The organism is Streptomyces sp. NPDC059080, from assembly GCF_042739975.1.
Lineage (GTDB): Bacteria > Actinomycetota > Actinomycetes > Streptomycetales > Streptomycetaceae > Streptomyces > Streptomyces benahoarensis.
Window position 1 is genome coordinate 177,258 of sequence record NZ_JBHYGX010000007.1, and the last position, 19,545, is coordinate 196,802.

General features: G+C 73.5%; 15 protein-coding genes. 12 read left to right on the forward strand and 3 right to left on the reverse strand.

Going from position 1 to position 19,545, the window contains the following annotated elements:
• Window positions 1-144: 144 nt before the first annotated feature.
• Window positions 145-861 carry a TrmH family RNA methyltransferase gene (locus ACFWWQ_RS08255; protein ID WP_384592051.1) on the forward strand — a complete coding sequence of 239 codons (717 nt, stop codon included), beginning with the start codon at window positions 145-147 and terminating at the stop codon, window positions 859-861.
• A 139-nt stretch (window positions 862-1,000) separates the two neighbouring features.
• On the opposite strand, the gene paaN is transcribed toward ACFWWQ_RS08255, so the two are convergent.
• Window positions 1,001-2,683, reverse strand: a complete 1,683-nt coding sequence (paaN, locus tag ACFWWQ_RS08260; protein WP_384592054.1) for a phenylacetic acid degradation protein PaaN — start codon at window positions 2,681-2,683, stop codon at window positions 1,001-1,003.
• A gap of 347 nt (window positions 2,684-3,030) precedes the next feature.
• On the opposite strand from paaN, the gene ACFWWQ_RS08265 reads away from it, so the two are divergent.
• Window positions 3,031-3,615 carry a TetR/AcrR family transcriptional regulator gene (locus tag ACFWWQ_RS08265; RefSeq protein WP_345089156.1) on the forward strand — a complete coding sequence of 195 codons (585 nt, stop codon included), beginning with the start codon at window positions 3,031-3,033 and terminating at the stop codon, window positions 3,613-3,615.
• A 25-nt stretch (window positions 3,616-3,640) separates the two neighbouring features.
• Here the strand turns inward: ACFWWQ_RS08265 and ACFWWQ_RS08270 are convergent, their stop codons facing one another.
• Entirely contained in the window at window positions 3,641-4,177 is a 537-nt protein-coding gene (locus ACFWWQ_RS08270) for an Lrp/AsnC family transcriptional regulator (RefSeq protein ID WP_384592057.1), read from the reverse strand.
• A gap of 221 nt (window positions 4,178-4,398) precedes the next feature.
• Between ACFWWQ_RS08270 and pdhA the strand changes: the two genes are divergently transcribed.
• From pdhA to ACFWWQ_RS08315, 9 genes are all read left to right on the forward strand, one after another.
• Window positions 4,399-5,568, forward strand: a complete 1,170-nt coding sequence (gene pdhA, locus ACFWWQ_RS08275; RefSeq protein WP_384592060.1) for a pyruvate dehydrogenase (acetyl-transferring) E1 component subunit alpha — start codon at window positions 4,399-4,401, stop codon at window positions 5,566-5,568.
• Window positions 5,565-6,596, forward strand: a complete 1,032-nt coding sequence (locus ACFWWQ_RS08280) for an alpha-ketoacid dehydrogenase subunit beta (protein ID WP_384592064.1) — start codon at window positions 5,565-5,567, stop codon at window positions 6,594-6,596. The genes pdhA and ACFWWQ_RS08280 overlap by 4 nt, the downstream gene beginning before the upstream one ends.
• Window positions 6,596-8,014, forward strand: coding sequence for a dihydrolipoamide acetyltransferase family protein (locus tag ACFWWQ_RS08285; RefSeq protein ID WP_384592067.1), 1,419 nt, complete (start codon window positions 6,596-6,598; stop codon window positions 8,012-8,014). Before ACFWWQ_RS08280 ends, ACFWWQ_RS08285 begins: the two co-directional genes overlap by 1 nt.
• A 230-nt stretch (window positions 8,015-8,244) precedes the next feature.
• Complete coding sequence (locus ACFWWQ_RS08290) at window positions 8,245-9,213, forward strand: NTP transferase domain-containing protein (protein ID WP_384592070.1); 969 nt, start codon at window positions 8,245-8,247, stop codon at window positions 9,211-9,213.
• A 1,043-nt stretch (window positions 9,214-10,256) separates the two neighbouring features.
• Entirely contained in the window at window positions 10,257-11,480 is a 1,224-nt protein-coding gene (locus ACFWWQ_RS08295) for a molybdopterin molybdotransferase MoeA (protein WP_384592073.1), read from the forward strand.
• Window positions 11,477-12,619 (forward strand): potassium channel family protein, encoded by a 1,143-nt coding sequence (locus ACFWWQ_RS08300; RefSeq protein WP_384592076.1) that lies wholly within the window; start codon window positions 11,477-11,479, stop codon window positions 12,617-12,619. Before ACFWWQ_RS08295 ends, ACFWWQ_RS08300 begins: the two co-directional genes overlap by 4 nt.
• Window positions 12,620-12,854: 235 nt before the next feature.
• Complete coding sequence (locus ACFWWQ_RS08305) at window positions 12,855-13,832, forward strand: NAD(P)H-quinone oxidoreductase (protein ID WP_143941110.1); 978 nt, start codon at window positions 12,855-12,857, stop codon at window positions 13,830-13,832.
• Window positions 13,833-14,210: 378 nt separating this feature from the next.
• The gene (locus ACFWWQ_RS08310; protein ID WP_384592080.1) at window positions 14,211-15,062 is read left to right on the forward strand and encodes a hypothetical protein; all 852 of its coding nucleotides are present in this window, start codon (window positions 14,211-14,213) and stop codon (window positions 15,060-15,062) included.
• Window positions 15,063-15,235: 173 nt separating this feature from the next.
• Window positions 15,236-15,790, forward strand: coding sequence for a bacterial proteasome activator family protein (locus ACFWWQ_RS08315; protein ID WP_384592083.1), 555 nt, complete (start codon window positions 15,236-15,238; stop codon window positions 15,788-15,790).
• A 104-nt stretch (window positions 15,791-15,894) separates the two neighbouring features.
• Here ACFWWQ_RS08315 and ACFWWQ_RS08320 read toward each other — a convergent pair whose 3' ends face one another.
• A complete protein-coding gene (locus ACFWWQ_RS08320) occupies window positions 15,895-17,571 on the reverse strand; it encodes a protein kinase (RefSeq protein ID WP_384592086.1) in 1,677 nt (558 codons plus the stop codon).
• Between the two features lie 330 nt (window positions 17,572-17,901).
• On the opposite strand from ACFWWQ_RS08320, the gene ACFWWQ_RS08325 reads away from it, so the two are divergent.
• On the forward strand, window positions 17,902-19,530 hold the full coding sequence (locus tag ACFWWQ_RS08325; protein ID WP_384592089.1) for a protein kinase: 1,629 nt from the start codon (window positions 17,902-17,904) through the stop codon (window positions 19,528-19,530).
• Window positions 19,531-19,545: the final 15 nt, after the last annotated feature.

Consider the following 19,545-nt stretch of genomic DNA (forward strand, 5'->3'; position numbering starts at 1 on the left):
GCGCCCCCCCGCCCGCCCCCGCCGCGCCCGCGCGCCCCCGCCGGGGGGGGGCGGGGGGGGCGCGGGGCGCGCGCGCCCCCCCGCCGGGCCCCCCCCCCCCCCCGGCCGGTGCGTAGCGCTTCGGCGGGGTTCTACGCTCGTGGGGTGAGCAGCGAGAGAACCACCCCGGCCGAGCAGGGCCCCGGGGCCGTGGCGGAGCCGTCCGCCGTGGCCGAACCGCTCCAGTACGACGAGGGTTACGGCCCGAAGATCGGCGTCGGGCCGCACCTGGAGCCGTGGCCGGAGGGCGACTGGTACGACCCGGAGTTGCTCTCCGGGGGCGACCGGCGCAACGTCGTCGACCGCTACCGCTACTGGACGCGGGAGGCGATCGTCGCGGACCTCGACACCCGGCGCCATGACTTCCATGTCGCCGTCGAGAACTGGGGCCACGACTTCAACATCGGCTCCGTGGTGCGGACCGCCAACGCCTTCCTGGCCAAGGAGGTCCACATCGTCGGGCAGCGGCGCTGGAACCGCCGCGGCGCGATGGTGACCGACCGCTACCAGCACGTCCGTCACCACCCGGGCACCGAGGAGCTGACCGCCTGGGCCGCCGCCGAGGGGCTGCCGATCATCGGGATCGACAACCTCCCGGGTGCGGTGCCCCTGGAGACCACCGCGCTGCCGCGCCGCTGCGTCCTGCTCTTCGGCCAGGAGGGCCCGGGGCTGACGGAGGAGGCACGGCGTCACGCCTCGGTGGTCTGCTCGATCGCACAGTTCGGCTCGACGCGGTCGATCAACGCGGGCGCCGCCGCGGCCATCGCCATGCATGCCTGGATCGGCCGTCACGCCGTCATCGAGCCGCCCGCCGCACCCTGACGGCGCCGCGGGCGCCCCGGCCGGAAGCGATCGGCGCCTCCGGCCGGGGCGTCGGCGCGCGGGCCACGGACGGGTGGCCCGGACCGGCGTGACGTTTCACGTGAAACGTCACCGACGGCCCGCCCCCGCCCGCCATGTTTCACGCCGGTCGCCGTACCTCCACCGTCCGGAAGCGGTTGGCGACGAACGCGCCGTCGCACAGGGCCGCGTTGGCGGACGGGTTGCCGCCGGAGCCGTGGAAGTCGGAGAACGCCGCGGTCTGGTTCACATAGACCCCACCGGTCAGATTGAGCGACAGCTGGGCGCACTCCTCCAGGCAGACGTCCTGCACCTGCTGCTCCACCTCGGGTGAGGTGGTGTACGCGCCGACCGTCATGGCGCCTTGCTCCCGGACCGTGGTCCGCAGCAGCGCCACCGCGTCGTCCGCCGAGTCGACGGCCACCGCGAACGAGACGGGGCCGAAGCACTCCGTCCGATAGACCGCCTCAGACTCCGGCTTCGCGCCGTCCAGCTTGATGATCGCCGGGGTGCGTACCGTCGCCCCGGGGAACTCCGGATGCGCCACCGACCGGGAGGCCAGCGCCACCTCGCCCAGCTCGGCGGCGCCGTCGAGACGTGCCTTGACCTGCGGGTTCACCAGCGCCCCGAGCAGGGCGTTGGCACGGGCGTCGTCCCCGAGCAGCCCGCTGACCGCGCCCGCCAGATCCGTGACCACCTCGTCGTACGACTTGGGCCCGGCGTCCGTGGTGATGCCGCCGCGGGGGATCAGGAGGTTCTGCGGGGTGGTGCACATCTGGCCGCTGTAGAGGGACAGGGAGAAGGCGAGGTTGCCGAGCATGCCCTTGTAGTCGTCGGTCGACTCGATGACGACGGTGTTGACCCCGGCCTTTTCGGTGTACACCTGCGCCTGGCGGGCGTTGGTCTCCAGCCAGTCGCCGAAGGCGGTCGAGCCGGTGTAGTCGATGATCCGGACTTCCGGCCGGACGGCCAGCGTCTTGGCCAGGCCCTCGCCGGGGCGGTCCACCGCCAGGCACACCAGGTCGGCGGGGAGCCCGGCCTCGCTGAGCACCTCGCGGGCCACCTGCACCGTCAGGGCCAGCGGGAGCACGGCCCGCGGGTGCGGCTTGACCAGTACCGGGTTGCCGGTCGCCAGGGAGGCGAAGAGGCCGGGGTAGCCGTTCCAGGTGGGGAAGGTGTTGCAGCCGATCACCAGGGCCACGCCGCGCGGCACGGCGGTGAACGACTTGGTCAGCTCCAGCGGGTCGCGCTTGCCCTGCGGCTTCGACCAGGGCGCCTGCTCCGGGACGCGCGCCTGCTCGGCGTACGCGTACGCCACCGCCTCCAGGCCGCGGTCCTGGGCGTGCGGCCCGCCGGCCTGGAACGCCATCATGAACGCCTGCCCGCTGGTGTGCATCACGGCCTGGGCGAACTCATGGGTGCGGGCGCTGATCCGGGACAGGATCTCCAGGCAGACGGCCGCCCGCGTCTCGGGACCCGCGTCCCGCCAGACCGGCAGCGCCGCGCGCATCGCGGGCAGCAGCACATCAGGGTCGGGGTGCGGGTACGTGATGCCCAACTCCGGCCCGTACGGGGAGACTTCCTCGCCGACCCAGTCGTCGGTCCCGGGCTGGTCGAGGGCGAAGCGGGTGCCGCGCAGCGCCTCGAAGGCGGCGAGGCCGTCCGGCGCCGCCGTCTCGCCGTACGCCTTGGGGTGCTCGGGGTGGGGCGACCAGTAGGCGCGGGTGCGGATCGTCTCCAGCGCCGTATCGAGCGTCGGGCGGTGCTTCTCGGTCAACTGCGCGGGGGTCATGTCGGCGGCCATCGAAGACCAACTCCTCGTCGAACCGGGCGAAGGGTGAACAGGAAAGCGGAGCGCAAAGGCTGGGCGGACGGGGTAACGGAGTTAGAGTAACCGAACGATCGGTCGGGGCAAGGGGATCCGGTGAGCCTGTGGAAAACTCGGCCGGGAAGTGCCGGGCGGTGTACGGCGCGCGGCGTCCGCCCGTACGGGGAAGTTGTCGGGCGGGCGGCCGGCGCTCGCCCACGTGGGGCCGGTCCGGGGCGCCCGGCGCAAATTCCGCGAGACCTCGGCCACCTGCGGAAACGGCCGGTCGGTGCCGTCCGGTTTCCGAGGTGCCGTGCGCGGGCGGCGGAAGGGGTGTTGTAATCATGACCATGGCCAAGCGCGACACCTACACGCCCGATTCGCTGCTCGCGGTCGCCGTCGAGGTGTTCATCGAGCGCGGGTACGACGGCACGTCCATGGAGCACCTCTCCCGGGCGGCGGGCATCTCCAAGTCCTCGATCTACCACCACGTACGCAGCAAGGAAGAGCTGCTGCGGCGGGCGATAAGCCGTGCGCTGGACGGCCTCTTCGGCGTCCTGGAGGAGCCGGGCGCGACCGGTGGCCGGGCGATCGAGCGCCTGGAGTACGTCACCCGCCGCGTGGCCGAGGTGCTGTTGGACGAGCTGCCCTATGTGACGCTGCTGCTGCGGGTGCGGGGCAACACCGACACCGAGCGGTGGGCCATGGAGCGTCGCCGCGAGTTCGACCACCGGGTCGCCGAGCTGCTGAAGGAGGCCGCCGCCGACGGTGATCTCCGCCCTGACGTCGACATCCCGCTGGCGACCCGGCTGCTCTTCGGCATGATCAACTCGATCGTCGAGTGGTACCGCCCCGGACGCGGCGCCGGCCGGGACGAGGTCGCCGAAGCCGTTGTCCGTACGGCCTTCGCGGGGCTGCGGACGTCCTGACGAGGGCGGGCCGCGGGACGTCCGCTCACTGGGGCTGCGGGCCCAGACCCGTCTCCTCGAAGACCAGCAGGGTGCGGGTGCTCAGCACCTCCGGCATCGCCTGGATACGGGTCAGCACCAGCTCCCGCAGCTCGCGGTTGTCCTTGGTGTGCACCAGCAGCAGCACATCGAAATCGCCGCTGACCAGCGCGATGTGCGAGGCGCCGGGCAGCGCGGTGAGCTGTTCGCGCACGGTGCGCCAGGAGTTCTGGACGATCTTCAGCGTGATGTAGGCGGACGCGCCCTGACCTGCCCGTTCCTGGTCGACGCGGGCGCTGAAGCCGCGTATCACGCCGTCGTCGATCAGCCGGTTGATGCGTGCGTACGCATTGGCGCGCGAGACATGGACGCGCTCGGCGACCGACCGTATCGAGGCGCGTCCGTCGGTCTGCAGCATGTGCAGGATCGACCGGTCGATGGTGTCCAGCGGGCGGGCCGGAGGCGCCGCCGGGGCGGGCGGACGGGGCGGTCCCGGCGCTCCCGACGGCGCTGCGCCGGGATGGGCCATCTGTTCGTCCGGCATATGGTCCCGCCTTCCCTTCATGGACGCCCTGCCTTCATCTGAAGCTGTGGAGAACCGTTTGTCCACAGGCTGGGCCCGCCTGTAGCCAAAATGCATCGGCGACCGAACAATCGGTAGGGAAGGACTGGGTGCCCCGACCCGTTTCATCCTGCCCATCCGGCGTCCGCCCCCATCCCACGAGGCGCTTCGCGCCACCCCTTCGATTCGAGGAGGTGCTCGTCATGACGGTCCTTGAGCAGCCCGGTAGCAGCAGGCGCAAGGGCGGCCTGCCCGGCCCGCCGCCCGCCTGGCACCCCCGCGTCGACCCGGCGCCACTCCTGCCCGATGCGGAACCCCACCGGGTGCTCGGCACGGACGCCGCCCGGCAGCTCGACGCCGCGCTCCTGAAGCGGCTCTACGTCCAGCTCGTCCGGGGCCGCCGGTACAACACCCAGGCCACCGCCCTCACCCGCCAGGGGCGCCTCGCGGTCTACCCGTCGTCCACCGGACAGGAGGCGTGCCAGGTGGCGGCGGCGCTCGCCCTCCAGGAACGGGACTGGCTCTTCCCCAGCTACCGCGACACCCTCGCCGCCGTCGCCCGCGGCCTGGATCCGGTCGAGGCGCTGACCCTGCTGCGCGGCGACTGGCACACGGGCTACGACCCCCGCGTCTGCCGCATCGCCCCCCTGTGCACCCCGCTCGCCACCCAGCTCCCGCACGCCGTCGGGCTGGCCCACGCCGCGCGCCTTCGCGGCGACGACGTGGTCGCGCTCGCCCTGGTGGGCGACGGCGGCACCAGCGAGGGCGATTTCCACGAGGCGCTGAACTTCGCCGCCGTTTGGCAGGCGCCGGTCGTCTTCCTGGTGCAGAACAACGGCTTCGCGATCTCCGTCCCGCTCGCCAAGCAGACCGCCGCGCCGTCGCTGGCCCACAAGGCCGTCGGATACGGCATGCCGGGCCGCCTGGTGGACGGCAACGACGCCCCGGCGGTGCACGGCGTGCTCACCGAGGCCGTGCGCCGGGCCCGGGAGGGCGGCGGCCCCACCCTCGTCGAGGCCGTCACCTACCGCGTCGACGCACACACCAACGCCGACGACGCCACCCGTTACCGCACCGCCGACGAGGTCGAGGCGTGGCGGGCGTACGACCCGATAGCCCTGATGGAGCGCGAGCTGACCGCCCGGGGCCTGCTCACCGACGACTTCACCGCCGCGACACGGGACGGCGCCGAGGAGATGGCGGCCGACCTGCGCGAGCGGATGCACCAGGACCCGGCGCTCGACCCGGACGACCTGTTCACCCACGTTTATGCCGAGCGGACCACCCAACTCCGGCAGCAGTCCGACCAGTTGCGCGCCGAACTGGCTGCCGAAGCCGCCACCGACGAGCCCGCCCAGGAGGCCCGGCCATGACCCCGACCGCCGCCACCGCGCGCAAGCCCGCCACCATGGCGCAGGCGCTCACCCGCGCGTTGCGCGACGCCCTGACCGAGGACCCGGCCGTCCACGTGATGGGCGAGGACGTCGGCGCCCTGGGCGGCGTCTTCCGCGTCACCGACGGACTGGCCGCCGAATTCGGCGACGACCGCTGTACGGACACACCGCTCGCCGAGGCGGGCATCCTCGGCACCGCGGTCGGCATGGCCATGTACGGCCTGCGGCCGGTCGTCGAGATGCAGTTCGACGCCTTCGCCTACCCGGCGTTCGAGCAGCTGGTGAGCCATGTCGCCAAGATGCGCAACCGCACCCGCGGCGCCCTCCCGATGCCGCTGACGATCCGTATCCCGTACGGCGGCGGCATCGGCGGCGTCGAGCACCACAGTGACGCCTCCGAGGCGTACTACCTGGCGACTCCGGGGCTCCAGGTGGTCACGCCCGCCACGGTCGAGGACGCGTACGGGCTGCTGCGCGCGGCCATCGCCTCCGACGACCCGGTCGTCTTCCTCGAACCGAAGCGCCTCTACTGGTCCAAGGCCGACTGGTCGCCCGAGGCGCCCGGTGAGGTGCCGCCCCTGGGGCGCGCCGCGGTGCGCCGCCGGGGCGCGGACGCCACGCTGATCACGTACGGGCCGTCGCTGCCGGTCTGCCTGGAGGCGGCGGAGGCGGCGCGCGCCGAGGGGTGGGATCTGGAGGTCGTCGATCTGCGGTCGCTGATGCCGTTCGACGACGAGACGGTCTGCGCGTCGGTGCGGCGCACCGGGCGGGCGGTCGTCGTCCATGAGTCGAGCGGTTTCGCCGGTCCGGGAGGGGAGATCGCGGCGCGGATCACGGAGCGCTGTTTCCACCATCTGGAGGCGCCGGTCCTGCGGGTGGCAGGATTCGACATTCCCTATCCGCCACCGATGCTGGAGAGGCATCATCTCCCTGGAGTGGACCGCATTCTCGACACCGTCGCCCGCCTCCAGTGGGAGTCGGACTGGACCGAAGGGAGGGGCGAGTGATGGCTGTGGTCCGTGAATTCACCCTGCCCGACCTGGGGGAGGGCCTCACCGAGGCCACCATCGTGCAGTGGATGGTCGAGATCGGCGAGGTGGTCTCGGTCGATCAGCCGGTCGTCGAGGTCGAGACGGCCAAGGCGATGGTCGAGGTGCCCTGCCCGTACGGCGGTGTGGTCACCGCGCGCTTCGGGGAGGAGGGCACCGATCTCCCGGTCGGGGCGCCGCTGATCACCGTTGCCGTCGGCGCATCCACGTCGGCGGAGGCGCCCGCGGACCTGTCTCCGGACACCGCTGCGGAGGCAGTGCCCGCGCCGTCGGAGGAGGCCGTTCCTGCGGAGTCCGGTGAGGGCTCGGGGAACGTCCTGGTCGGCTACGGCACGAGCGCCGCGGCGGCGCGTCGGCGGCGCGTCCGGCCTGGTGGCGGCGGTGGCGCCGCCGGGAACGGCGCGGCGGCGCACGGTCCCGGCGCCCGGCCGGATACCGCCGCACCCGAGGAATCCGGAGAGCCCGAGGAGCCCGGGGCGAGCCGTACGGTGGCGGTCATCTCCCCGCTGGTACGCCGGATGGCCCGGGAACACGGTCTGGATCTGGCCACGCTGCACGGCACCGGGCGGCACGGGCTCATCCTGCGGACGGACGTCGAACGCGCGGTCCGGGAGCGGCAGGCCACGGCCGCCGCGGCCACCGGTCCCGCCACCGGAGCGGTGACGGCCACCGGCCGGTCCCGGGCCGAGGGCGAGCGGATACCGCTGCGGGGGATGCGCGGGGCGGCGGCCGAGAAGTTCACCCGCAGCCGCCGGGAGATCCCGGACGCCACCTGCTGGGTCGACGCCGATGCCACCGAACTCCTCGCCGCCCGGCGGGCGATGAATGCCCCGGGTGCCCCCAAGGTGTCGCTGCTGGCGCTGCTCGCCCGTATCTGCACGGCGGCGCTCGCGCGCTTCCCGGAGCTGAACGCCACGATCGACACCGAGACCCAGGAGATCGTCCGGCTCCCCGAGGTCCATCTGGGCTTCGCCGCGCAGACCGACCGCGGCTTGGTGGTGCCGGTGGTGCGGGACGCCCACATCCGTACGGTCGAGGGCCTGTCCGCGGAGATCGCCCGGCTCACGGACAGCGCACGCTCCGGCGGACTGTCGCTCGCCGACCTGACACGCGGCACCTTCACCCTCAACAACTACGGCGTCTTCGGCGTGGACGGCTCCACCCCGATCATCAACCACCCCGAGGCCGCGATGCTCGGAGTGGGCCGGATAGCCCCCAAACCCTGGGTCCACAACGGCGAGTTGGCGGTACGCCAGGTCGTCCAGCTGTCCTTCACCTTCGACCACCGGGTGTGCGACGGCGGAACGTCCGGCGGCTTCCTGCGCTATGTCGCGGACTGTGTGGAGCAGCCGGCGGTGCTGTTGCGGGGGTTGTGAGACCGCGCTCCGGGGCCGGGTGGTGTGATCCGGCCCCGGGGTGGCGATCCGGGGGCGTCCTCCGGTGCCGGGCGGTGAGGCGGGGACGCCTGGTTCCGGGGTGCTGAGCTGGGCGGGGTGTATCCGGTCGTCTCAGGTGCGGCCTGTGGGTGGCGTGTTCCGGTGCATGCCCGGTGCGGCCGGTGGGCGGTGGGCGGTGTGAGCGTCGTCAACCCGGCGATACTCAGGGAGTGAGTGATACGCGACGGCCGCCCGGGGCCACCGGGGCACGCGAGGCCATCCCCGTCCATGACGCCCTCGTCCTGGCCGGGGGCGCGGCCCGTCGGCTCGGTGGGGCGGACAAGCCTGCGCTCTCCGTCGGCGGCCGCTCGCTGCTCGACCGGGTGCTCGCCGCCTGCCCCGACGCGGCGATGACCGTCGTCGTCGGCCCCACGCGCCCGACCGACCGCACGGTGGTGCACGCCCGGGAGGACCCACCGGGCGGCGGTCCGCTGGCCGCCCTGGACGCGGGCCTGCGGCACACCACCGCTCCGACGGTGCTGGTCCTCGCCGCCGATCTGCCCTTTCTGACCGCGTCGACGGTGCGCGCGCTGTTGGCGGCGGCGGCCGGTGCACCCGCCGACGGCGCCGCCCGTGTGGACGGCGCGGTCCTGCGGGACGCCGGGGGCCGCGATCAGCCGCTGGTGGCGGCGTACCGACGCGCCCCGCTGTACCGGGAGTTGACGGCGCTGCGCGCGGCGCACGGCACACTCTCCGGTCTGCCGCTGCGCGCGGTGACGGCCGCCCTGGCGCTGGAGCGCGTCGAGGACGTGACGGCCGCGGCGTCCTTCGACTGCGACAGCTGGGAGGACGTCGGCGCGGCCCGGGCCCGGATCAGGGAGCATGGAGGCGTGTTGGACGAATGGATCACCGCGGTCAAGGCCGAACTGGGCATCGAACTGGACGTCGACACCACGACGCTGTTGGACCTCGCCCGTGACGCGGCGCACGGGGTGGCCCGCCCGGCGGCGCCGTTGACGACGTTCCTGATCGGGTACGCGGCGGGCCGTCAGGAAGGCGGTGGCGACGTGGCGGAGGCGTCCCGAAGGATCGCCGCGCTGGCCGAGCGCTGGGTGGCGGAGAACGCTTCCGACGATGGCGCTTCCGGCGGTAGCGCCTCCGGCGACGCGGGGCGGCCCGAGCCGAAGTCCGCCCCATGACCGAGGGCGATTTTGACGACGCCTTCGCTGACGCCCTCGCGGTGGCCAACGGCGATCGGGACGCGTGGGCGGAGGAACCCGGCCCGGCCGGGGCGGCAGGCTCCGGTGAAGGCCCGGCGGTGACGGTGGCGTCGGCGGCGGGCGGGGACGAGCCGGTCGCGGCCCCGGCTCCGAAGCGGGCCCGGTCCATGGACACTTCCCGGGCTTCGAGGCAGGCCCGGGAGACGGACAGGTCCCTGACTCCTGGCTCTGACGCGGCCGGGCCCCCGAGCCCGAGCCCGGACCCGATCCTGCCGTCGGCCCCGGCCCCGGCCCCGGCCCCGGCCCCGGCCCCGGCACCCGCCGCGCCGGCGACTCAGGCCCCGGCCCCGGACCTGGATCTTCTCGCCCGGCTGGTGGGAGAACCCGGTGCGGTGCGGCGTGCTGCGGCGGAGCGGGAGACGGTCGGAGCGCATGGCTCCGGAGACCCCGTTCCGGCGGAATGCGGGGTCGCGGCTTCCCGCGCGGCCTCCAGGGCGACGGTCGCCGCGACCGCCGGTCCTGGCGGCGCCGGTCCCTTGGACTCCTGGGCGGCGGTCCTCGGCCCGATGGCGCTTGGCACGGTGGGGACCGGCCGGGCGGGGAGCGGGGGTTCCGGCGCGTCCGATTCTGGGGCGACGGGGCGCAGTGGCTTCGGTACGTCGCCTGACGGCGTGGCACCGGGCGGCGCCGCGTCCTCGGCGGCGGGAAGTGGCCTGGCCTCCAGTGGTGTGGGCCCCGGCGCCGGGACATCGGGCTCCGGTCCTGCCCGCGACGCGCGTACCGACCCCGACGACGGTCCCATGGGCCCCGCCGAGCACGCGCACCCCCGGACCGAGCGGCACAGGCACCCCTCCGGCCCCGCCGGGAACGTGTGCTCCGGGAACGCCGCCAGGGACGCGCGTCCGGAGGACCACACAGACGGTCCCACCCCTTGGCCGCTCGCCCGGAAGCGAGCCGCACGGGCGGCCGACGGCCCCCGGCCTCCGGAACCCTCCGAGCCGGGGGACGCGCTGGGGCGGACGTTGGCGGAGCCGCTCACCGCGCTGACCGATCTGCCCCCGTTCGACACCTCGGCCATGGACGGCTGGGCCGTCTCCGGTCCCGGCCCCTGGGACCTCGACCGCGCTACGGGAGACGACCGCGGGATCCTTGCCGGGCACGCCGCCACGACGCTGGCGGACGGGCATGCCGTCGCCATCGCCACCGGGGCGCGGGTACCGGACGGTGCCACCGCGGTGCTGCGCAGTGAGCACGGTGAGGTCCACGACCGGGGTGACGGTCGGGCCCGGCTCGCCGCGCCGCGTGCGGTGCGGCTCGGCCAGGACATCCGCCCCCGCGGCCAGGAATGCGGCCGCGGCGAACCGCTGCTGCCGACCGGTGTGCCGGTGACGCCCGCCGTTCTCGGGCTGGCCGCGGCCGCCGGGTACGACCGGCTGACGACCTACCCCCGGCCCCGCGTCGAGGTGCTGGTCCTGGGCGATGAACTGCTCCGGCACGGGCTGCCACGGGAAGGCCGCATCCGGGACGCTCTCGGGCCGATGCTCGGGCCCTGGCTGCGGGCGCTGGGCGCCGACGTCAGCGCGCCATGGCCGCTCGGTGACGACGCCGACGCCCTCCACACGGCGATCACCGGCTCCACTGCCGATGTCGTCCTCACCACCGGCGGTACCGCGTCGGGCCCCGTCGACCACGTCCACCCGGCCCTGCGCCGCATCGGCGCCGAGGTGCTGGTCGACGGCGTGGCGGTACGTCCGGGCCATCCCATGCTGCTGGCCAGGATCGCCCCGGACCGGTATCTCGTGGGGCTGCCCGGCAATCCGCTCGCCGCGGTCTCCGGTCTGCTGACCCTGGCCCAGCCGCTGCTGCGAACCCTCGCCGCCCGCCCGCCCGCGGCGCCCTCCCGCACCCCGCTGGGCGCGGCGGTGGACGGGCACCCGCACGACACCCGGCTCGTTCCGGTCGCCTACCGCGACGACCCGCGCCACGGCCGCACCGCGACGCCGCTGCCGTTCCACGGGCCGGCCATGCTGCGCGGTATCGCCGCCGCCGACGCGCTGGCCGTCGTCCCGCCGGGCGGCGCCGACCGCGGCGACCTGGTCGACGTGCTGGAGCTGCCCTGGTCCCCGGGCAGCGCGGCGCGTGACCCGGAGGGCGCCGGACCGCCATACGGACCCGGCGCACACCCCGGCGGCGGCCGTCCCGTACGCTCCACCTTTTCCGCACCCCCGACCGGAGGCGCCGCGTGAAGCTCCCCTCCTACGACGCCGCGGCGCGTGAGGTCCCCGAGGAGAACTCCCACCGGGTCCTGCTGCCACGCCGGACACCCGTGGAGCCGATACGACAGGTCGCCAGACGGCTCCTGATGGCACTGCTCGTTCTCATCGCGACGGTCTTCATCGTCTGGATAGACCGCGACGAGTACCACGACAGCGCCAACGGCACGGTCGACTTCCTCGACTGCGTCTACTACGCCACCGTCACGCTCTCCACCACCGGTTACGGCGACATCGTCCCGTACGGCGACAGCGCACGGCTGCTGAACATCGTGCTGATCACGCCGCTGCGGGTGCTCTTTCTGATCATCCTGGTCGGCACCACACTGGAGGTGCTGACGGAACGCACCCGTGAGCAGTGGCAACTGAAACGCTGGAGAAAAACCTTGCGTGACCACACCGTCGTCGTCGGATTCGGCACCAAGGGCCGGTCCGCCGTCCAGACCCTCTGCGCCACCGGCCTGACCCGTGAGCGCATCGTCATCGTCGACCCGAGCCCGAAGGTGATCGACTCCGCCGTCGCCGAGGGGTTCGTGGGCGTGGTCGGCGACGCCACCCGTAGCGATGTGTTGGTCCGTGCGGAGATCCAGCGCGCACTCCAGGTGGTCATCGCCACCCAGCGCGACGACACCGCCGTGCTGGTCGCGCTGACCGCGCGGCAACTGAACAAGAAGGCCAACATCGTCGCCGCGGTCCGGGAGGAGGAGAACGCCCCGTTGCTGCGGCAGTCCGGCGCCGACTCCGTGATCACCTCGGCCAGCGCCGCCGGCCGGCTGCTGGGCCTCTCCGTCCACAGTCCCAGCGCCGGAACGGTCATGGAGGACCTCATCCAGCAGGGCAGCGGCCTCGACCTGGTCGAGCGCCCGGTCGTGAAGTCCGAGGTCGGCAAGTCCGTGCGGGAGACCGATGACCTGGTCGTCTCCGTGCTGCGCGGCCATCGGCTCCTCGGATACGACGACCCGGCGGCCAGCCCGCTGCAGGCCGCCGACCGGCTGATCACGATCGTTCGCGCCGCTGCCGCCGAGGAAGGCGAGCTGCCGGGCAAGTCCCGCGCACCCATGCCGCCGCTGCCGGGCTCCGGTGTCTCCTCGATGCGCCGCGCCGACGACTGACCGCGCACCCTCCGGCCGCCCCCCCGGCCCGTGATCCGGCTCGTTTCACGTGAAACGAGCCGTTTCACGTGAAACACGGTGGGCCGGAGGGCTTGTCAACTCTCTTACCGCTCGGCCTGTTTCACGTGAAACAGGCCGAGCGGTTCGTCGTGCGGCACTCCTTCGGGGGGCCGTACGGGCGTCGGCGGCGCGCGCACCGTCGCTGCGGGCATCTCCGGCGAGTAGCCTCGCGGCCATGCGAGCGATCACCATTCCCGAACCCGGTGGCCCCGACGCCCTTGTCTGGGCCGAGGTGCCCGATCCGCAGCCCGCCGAGGGCGAGGTCCTGATCGACGTCGCGGCGAGCGCCGTCAACCGCGCCGATCTGTTGCAGCGACAGGGCTTCTACGACCCGCCGCCCGGCTCCTCGCCGTATCCCGGGCTGGAGTGCGCGGGCCGGATCACGGCTCTCGGCCCGGGGGTGCACGGCTGGGCGGTCGGCGACGAGGTGTGCGCGCTGCTGGCCGGTGGCGGTTACGCGGAGAAGGTGGCGGTCCCGGCCGGTCAGGTGCTGCCGCTGCCGGACGGCCTCGATCTGGTGACGGCCGCCGCACTGCCCGAGGTCGCCTGCACCGTGTGGTCGAACGTCTTCATGATCGCCCACCTGCGTCCCGGCGAGACGCTGCTGGTGCACGGCGGATCCAGCGGGATCGGCACCATGGCGATCCAACTCGCCAAGGCGGTCGGCGCCCGCGTCGCGGTCACCGCGGGCAGCGCCGAAAAGCTGGCGCGCTGTGCGGAGTTGGGGGCCGATGTGCTCATCGACTACCACCAGCAGGACTTCGTGGCGGAGGTGCGCGAGGCCACCGACGGCAAGGGCGCCGATGTCATCCTCGACATCGTCGGCGCGAAGTATCTGGAGCGGAACGTGAAGGCGCTGGCCGTCAATGGCCGCCTCGCCATCATCGGTATGCAGGGCGGGGTGAAGGCGGAGCTGAACATCGGCGCCCTGCTGGCCAAGCGCGCCGCGATCACCGCTGCGGGACTGCGTGCCCGCCCGTTGCAGGAGAAGGCCGCGATCGTGGCGGCGGTACGCGAACACGTCTGGCCGCTGATCGGCAACGGTCAGGTCCGCCCGGTCGTCGACCGCACCCTCCCGATGGCGGATGCTGCCGAGGCCCACCGTGTGGTCGACGCGAGCAGCCACGTCGGCAAGGTCATCCTGACGGTCTGAGGGCTACGGAGACGGGCGGCGGCGAGGCCGGCGCCGCGCCGAGGCCCCGGCGCGGATGTCGAAGCCGGGCGCCGGGCGCCGGGTGGCCGGATGCCAGGGCGAGCGCCCCGCCCGCCCTCCGGCCGCCGCGATCTGGCCACCGCCCGGCCGCCAATCTGCTGCCGCCCCGCGCGCCCTCCGGCCGCCACCTGACCGCCGCCCGCTCGTTCTCCGGCCGCCGCTCCCCCCGCCCCTCGGCCGCGGCCACCCGGCTGCCACCACCCGGCCCACCCCCTCGCCGCTCACCTCCCCCGCATAGCCCGCCCGAGATGCCGGAATGGTGGCGCCATGTGACGCTGAGTAGGTCACATGGCGGCTCGGCACGGGAGGGGCACATCCGTGGCTCGGTTCCCTACGCGTATCCCCACCGGCCTGCTGCTGGTCACGGTGGCGCTGCCCTTCTCCCTGGCGCTCGGCACGGCGACGGCCCATGCGGCCGCACCCGCACCCCTGGGGCAGGGAGCGCTTCGTACGGCCCGGGCTCTCGCGCCCGAGGCGTCCGACATCCGGGACCCGCGGCTCTCCGACCACCGGCACCGTTGGGGCGAGGGTTCCGGCCCGCTCGGCCTCACCGGCGCCTTCGGGATCGCCGGTATCGGGGACCTCGCATCGGACTTCGCCGATCTGCCGGGCAGCAACATGCTGCCCGGCGGGGGGCTCCGGCCACACCATCCCGCCAGGAGCACGGTCGGCCCGCCACGGCCGCATGTACCGCCGCGTAAGCCGCACCGGCCATCCGCCCCCGTCGCGCCCACCCCGCCCCCGCCCGCCCCCGCGCCGGCCGCCGCCCCCCACCCCCCGGTCCCGCACGCCTCTCATGCGGCCGCACCGCACCGCGCCCCGGAAGTCCGTCCGGCCAAGGCCGCCGCCCCGTCCCGCGAGGCCGCACCGTCACACCGCCACACCGCGCACCGGCACCCCGCCGCCTCGCCGCACCGCCCGAAGCGGGTGCCCGCCGCCGTACCGCAGGTGGTCCCGGCGGAGGAGACGCTCGCGCCGGGGAACCGGACGGCCCGGGAGGCGGACGACCAGCAGGCGCCGGACCCCCAGGCCGAATCGCCGGCCAACGACAGCTCGTACCCCTTCGCCGGGACGGGCACCCACGCCGAGCGGGTGCTCCCGATGGGCGCGGGCATGACGCTCACCGGTCTGGGGCTGGCCTTCCTCGCCCTCCGGCTGCGGCGCGGCTGACCCGGCGGCCCGGCCCGTACGCCGTTTCACGTGAAACGCCATCGGCGGCCCGCCTCCGGCCACCGGCCCGCCTCCGAAGGAGCCACCGGGCCCAGCCGCCAGCCCGCCCGCGCCCCGTCGCAGCCCGATGGGGTCACCGCCTCCGGCGTACCCGTGTACGAGAGAATGGCGGTATGGATATGCCGATGAACGAACGGTCGCAGGAGAACCAGCACGTCCTGGTAGTCGGCCCGGACGGCATGGCGCTGGGCAGCGCCGCCTCCGGCGGCGGGGGCGACGGGGAGTCCCGGGAGACGCCGGTGACGGACATGGTCGAGCAGCCCGCCAAGGTCATGCGGATCGGCAGCATGATCAAGCAGCTGCTGGAAGAGGTGAAGGCCGCGCCGCTCGACGAGGCCAGCCGGGTCCGCCTCAAGGAGATCCACGCCAGCTCGGTGAAGGAGCTGGAGGACGGGCTCGCACCCGAGCTGGTCGAGGAGCTGGAGCGGCTGTCCCTGCCGTTCACCGACGAGTCGGTGCCCACCGAAGCGGAACTCCGCATCGCACAGGCCCAGTTGGTCGGCTGGCTGGAAGGGCTGTTCCACGGCATCCAGACCGCGCTGTTCGCCCAGCAGATGTCCGCCCGCGCCCAGCTGGAGACGATGCGGCGCGCGCTGCCGCCCGGCGCCTCCGCCGAGGAGGGCGATGAGCCCGGCCACGGCGGCGCACGCTCCGGCCCCTACCTCTGAGCGGCCCCTACCTCTGAGCGGCGGCGCCGCAGGGGCCGAGGAACCACGAAGGGCCGGGCACACACTCCGTGTGCCCGGCCCTCGGCGTCTGTGCAGCCGGTGGATCAGTCGCTGCGGCCCGTCGAGACCGTGATCTCCAGCGGCTGACCGCCGTCCGGGTCCCAGGAGCTGAAGCCGCTCGGCTCCTGCTTGGTGACGGTGTTCTTCCCCCAGAGAACCTCGTTCACCTCCTTGACGGTGTACTTCCAGCCCGCCGCGTCCATGCACTCCTTCACCGAGCCCAGGTTCCGGAACAGGAAGGAGGGGACGTAGATCTTTTGCTTCTCGCCGTAGGGGTGCGAGGGGTTGGTGCACAGGCTGGACAGGACCGTCGCGGACTTGTCCTCGGGCCGGGTGCTGACCTTCGGCGACGTGGGCTCGGGGGCGGAGTACGCAGACGTCGAATCGTCGCTCGTGGAGCCCTTGCTGTTGCTGTTGTCGTTGCCGGCGCTCAGACCGATGGCGATCGCGATGGCGGTCACCACCACCACACCCATGATCGTCGCGACGACGACCACCGGGGTGTTGTTCTTGCGCGGCGGCGGTCCGCCGTTCGCCGGGGGCATCGTCGGTGCCACCGGCGGCGGAGTGAACGGTGCCGGGGCAGGCGCCGGGGTCGGGTACCCGCCCGCGTTGTACGGCGCGGGGCCGGGTGCCGGGGCCGGGAAGGCGTTGTTCACCGGCGGCGGCGTCGCCGGGCCGTACCCGGCGTTCTGCGTCGGCTGGTACGGCTGCTGCACATGCGGCGGCGCGGGGGTGTGCGGGGTGCCGGTCGCGGACGGGAAGACCGCGGAGGAGACGGACGAGCCGCTGGTGCGCGCCCGGGGGCCCTCGCTGATGATCAGCGGCGAACCGCCGGACTGCGCGGACCCGGCGATCCGCAGACACTCGTCCTGCATCGCTTCGGCGGTCGGGAACCGCTCATTGGGGTTCTTCTTCAGCGCCCGGGCGACCAGCGCGTCGACCGCCGGGGGCACCGACCGGTTGATGCTCGACGGGAGCGGCGGCTCCTCCTGCACATGCGCGTACGCGATGGCGAGCGGGGAGTCCGCGTCGAACGGCAGCTGCCCGGTGAGCAGCTCGAAGAGCATGATGCCGACGGAGTAGAGGTCGGAGCGGGCGTCCACGCTGCGGCCCAGCGCCTGCTCCGGCGAGAGGTACTGCGGGGTGCCGACGACCATGCCGGTCTGTGTCATCGATGTCACACCGGACTGCATGGCGCGGGCGATGCCGAAGTCCATGACCTTGACGACGTTGCGCTTGGTCAGCATGACGTTGCCCGGCTTGATGTCCCGGTGGACCAGACCCATCTCATGGCTCACCTCCAGCGCGGCGAGCACATCGGCTGTGATCTTCAGCGCCTTCTGGGTCGGCATCGCGCCATGCTGGGCCATGTCGTCGTCCAGCTCCGAGCGGAGCGGCTGACCGGAGACGTACTCCATGACGATGTACGGCACCATGGCGCCGTCGAGCTCGTCCTCACCGGAGTCGAAGACCGAGACGATGTTGGTGTGCGCCAGCTTCGCGACGGACTGCGCCTCGCGCCGGAAGCGTTCGCGAAATGCCTGCTCACGGCCGAGTTCGCTGTGCAGGGTCTTGATCGCGACCTCGCGGTCGAGGACGCTGTCGTAGGCGAGGTGGACGGCCGCCATGCCGCCCTCGCCGAGAAGGTCACGAAGCTGGTAACGTCCCCCGCCGACCGCACGGCCCTCGTATGGGCCCTGAGCGCCGTCCTGGCTCATCGTTCCGCTTCCCCCTCGGCACAGTGCCCGCACGTATGGCGATCAAATCTGGTGATTCGCAGCCAAGTCTGCCCCAGGGCAGTGACACGTCAAGCTGTGTGCCCGTTCCGTGACGGTTGTGCCCGATGCCACACGGGCGGCCTGATGTGGTCCGCCGATGGTCAACTTGCGACGCGGGGCGGCCGGAAGGTTTGATGACCGGTCCGCTCGGACCGGCGGACGTTCCCGAGCCTGTAGCGTGCTCCGGAGGGGCGGTGCGATCAGCGCGTCCGTCCCGGCGAGGACCGAGACCTTACCGCTCAGGCGGATCGATTTCGACGGCGAGGACCGATGGCACCGACGCAGGGCCCCCAGGGCCCGTCCGACCCTGACGCCACCGGCTCCCACGCCTCCGACGCACCGGAGATGTGGGGCAACGGCGGACTGGTCGGCGACGGCCGCTACCGCCTCACCCACCGCCTGGGCCGCGGCGGCATGGCGGAGGTGTTCGCCGCCGAGGACGTACGGCTGGGCCGCACCGTCGCCGTGAAGCTGCTCCGCGCCGACCTCGCCGAGGACCCGGTGTCCAAGGCCCGCTTCACCCGCGAGGCACAGTCCGTCGCCGGGCTGAACCACCACGCCGTCGTCGCCGTGTACGACTCCGGCGAGGATTACGTCGGCGGCAGCACCGTGCCGTACATCGTGATGGAGCTGGTCGAGGGCCGCACCATCCGTGACCTGCTGCTGAACGCCGACGCACCGCCGCCGGACCAGGGGCTGATCATCGTCTCGGGCGTGCTGGAGGCGCTGGCCTACAGCCATCAGCACGGCATCGTGCACCGCGACATCAAGCCCGCGAACGTGATCATCACCCACAGCGGCGCCGTCAAGGTCATGGACTTCGGCATCGCCCGCGCGCTGCACGGTGCCCAGTCGACGATGACCCAGACCGGCATGGTCATGGGCACCCCGCAGTACCTCTCCCCGGAGCAGGCGCTCGGCAAGACCGTCGACACCCGCTCCGACCTCTACGCCACCGGCTGCCTGCTCTACGAACTGCTGGCGCTGCGGCCGCCGTTCACCGGTGAGACGCCGCTGTCGGTGGTCTACCAGCACGTCCAGGACATGCCGGTGCCGCCGTCGCAGGTCGCCGATGTGCCGCCGGAGCTGGACGGCCTCGTCATGCGCTCCCTGGCCAAGGACCCGGACGACCGGTTCCAGAGCGCCGAGGAGATGCGCGGTCTGGTCCAGTACTCGCTGCAGATGCTGCACGAGCAGGGCGGCCACACCGGCACCTGGAGCACCGGCCCGGTCGCCGCGCACGAGGGCGGTGGCACGCCCGCGATGGGCGTCGCCGCGACCACCGCGATGCCGTACGCGGGCGGCGGGCAGACCACGGCGAACCCGATCCTGCCGCCCGGTATGCACGCCGACGACGGTGCGTTCGAGGGCGGTCACCGGCCCGCGCGGCGCAGCCGCGGCAAGGTCTGGCTGATCGCCGCGCTCGCGCTGATCGCCATCGCGGTGGGCGTGGCCTTCGCGGTGCAGAGCAGCGGTGGCGGCGGCGGTTCCTCGCCCGAGCCCACCAAGTCGCCCACGTCCTCCTCCTCGACCAAGGACGAGCAAACCCAAGAGCCCAGCGACGAGCCGACGGACGGGACCACCGAGCCCGGCGGCATCGGCGGCTACACCCCGCCGACCCAGGACGCCGCGCCGCCGTCCCAGGCGCCCACCACGCCGGAGTCCCCGGCCGCCCCGACCCGGACCCCGCAGACGCCGCCGCCGAGCTCGACGACCGGCGGCAGCAACAGCAACGGCGGCGCCGCCAACGGCGGTACGGGCACGGGCGGCACGGACACCGGCGGTACCGACACCGGGGGCACCGACACGGGCGGTACGGGCACGGGCGGCACGGACACCAGCGGTGGTTCGGACACCGGCGGCACGGACGCGGGCACGGCGGCCGGCGCCACCCCCTGACCGCACCGGAGGCCC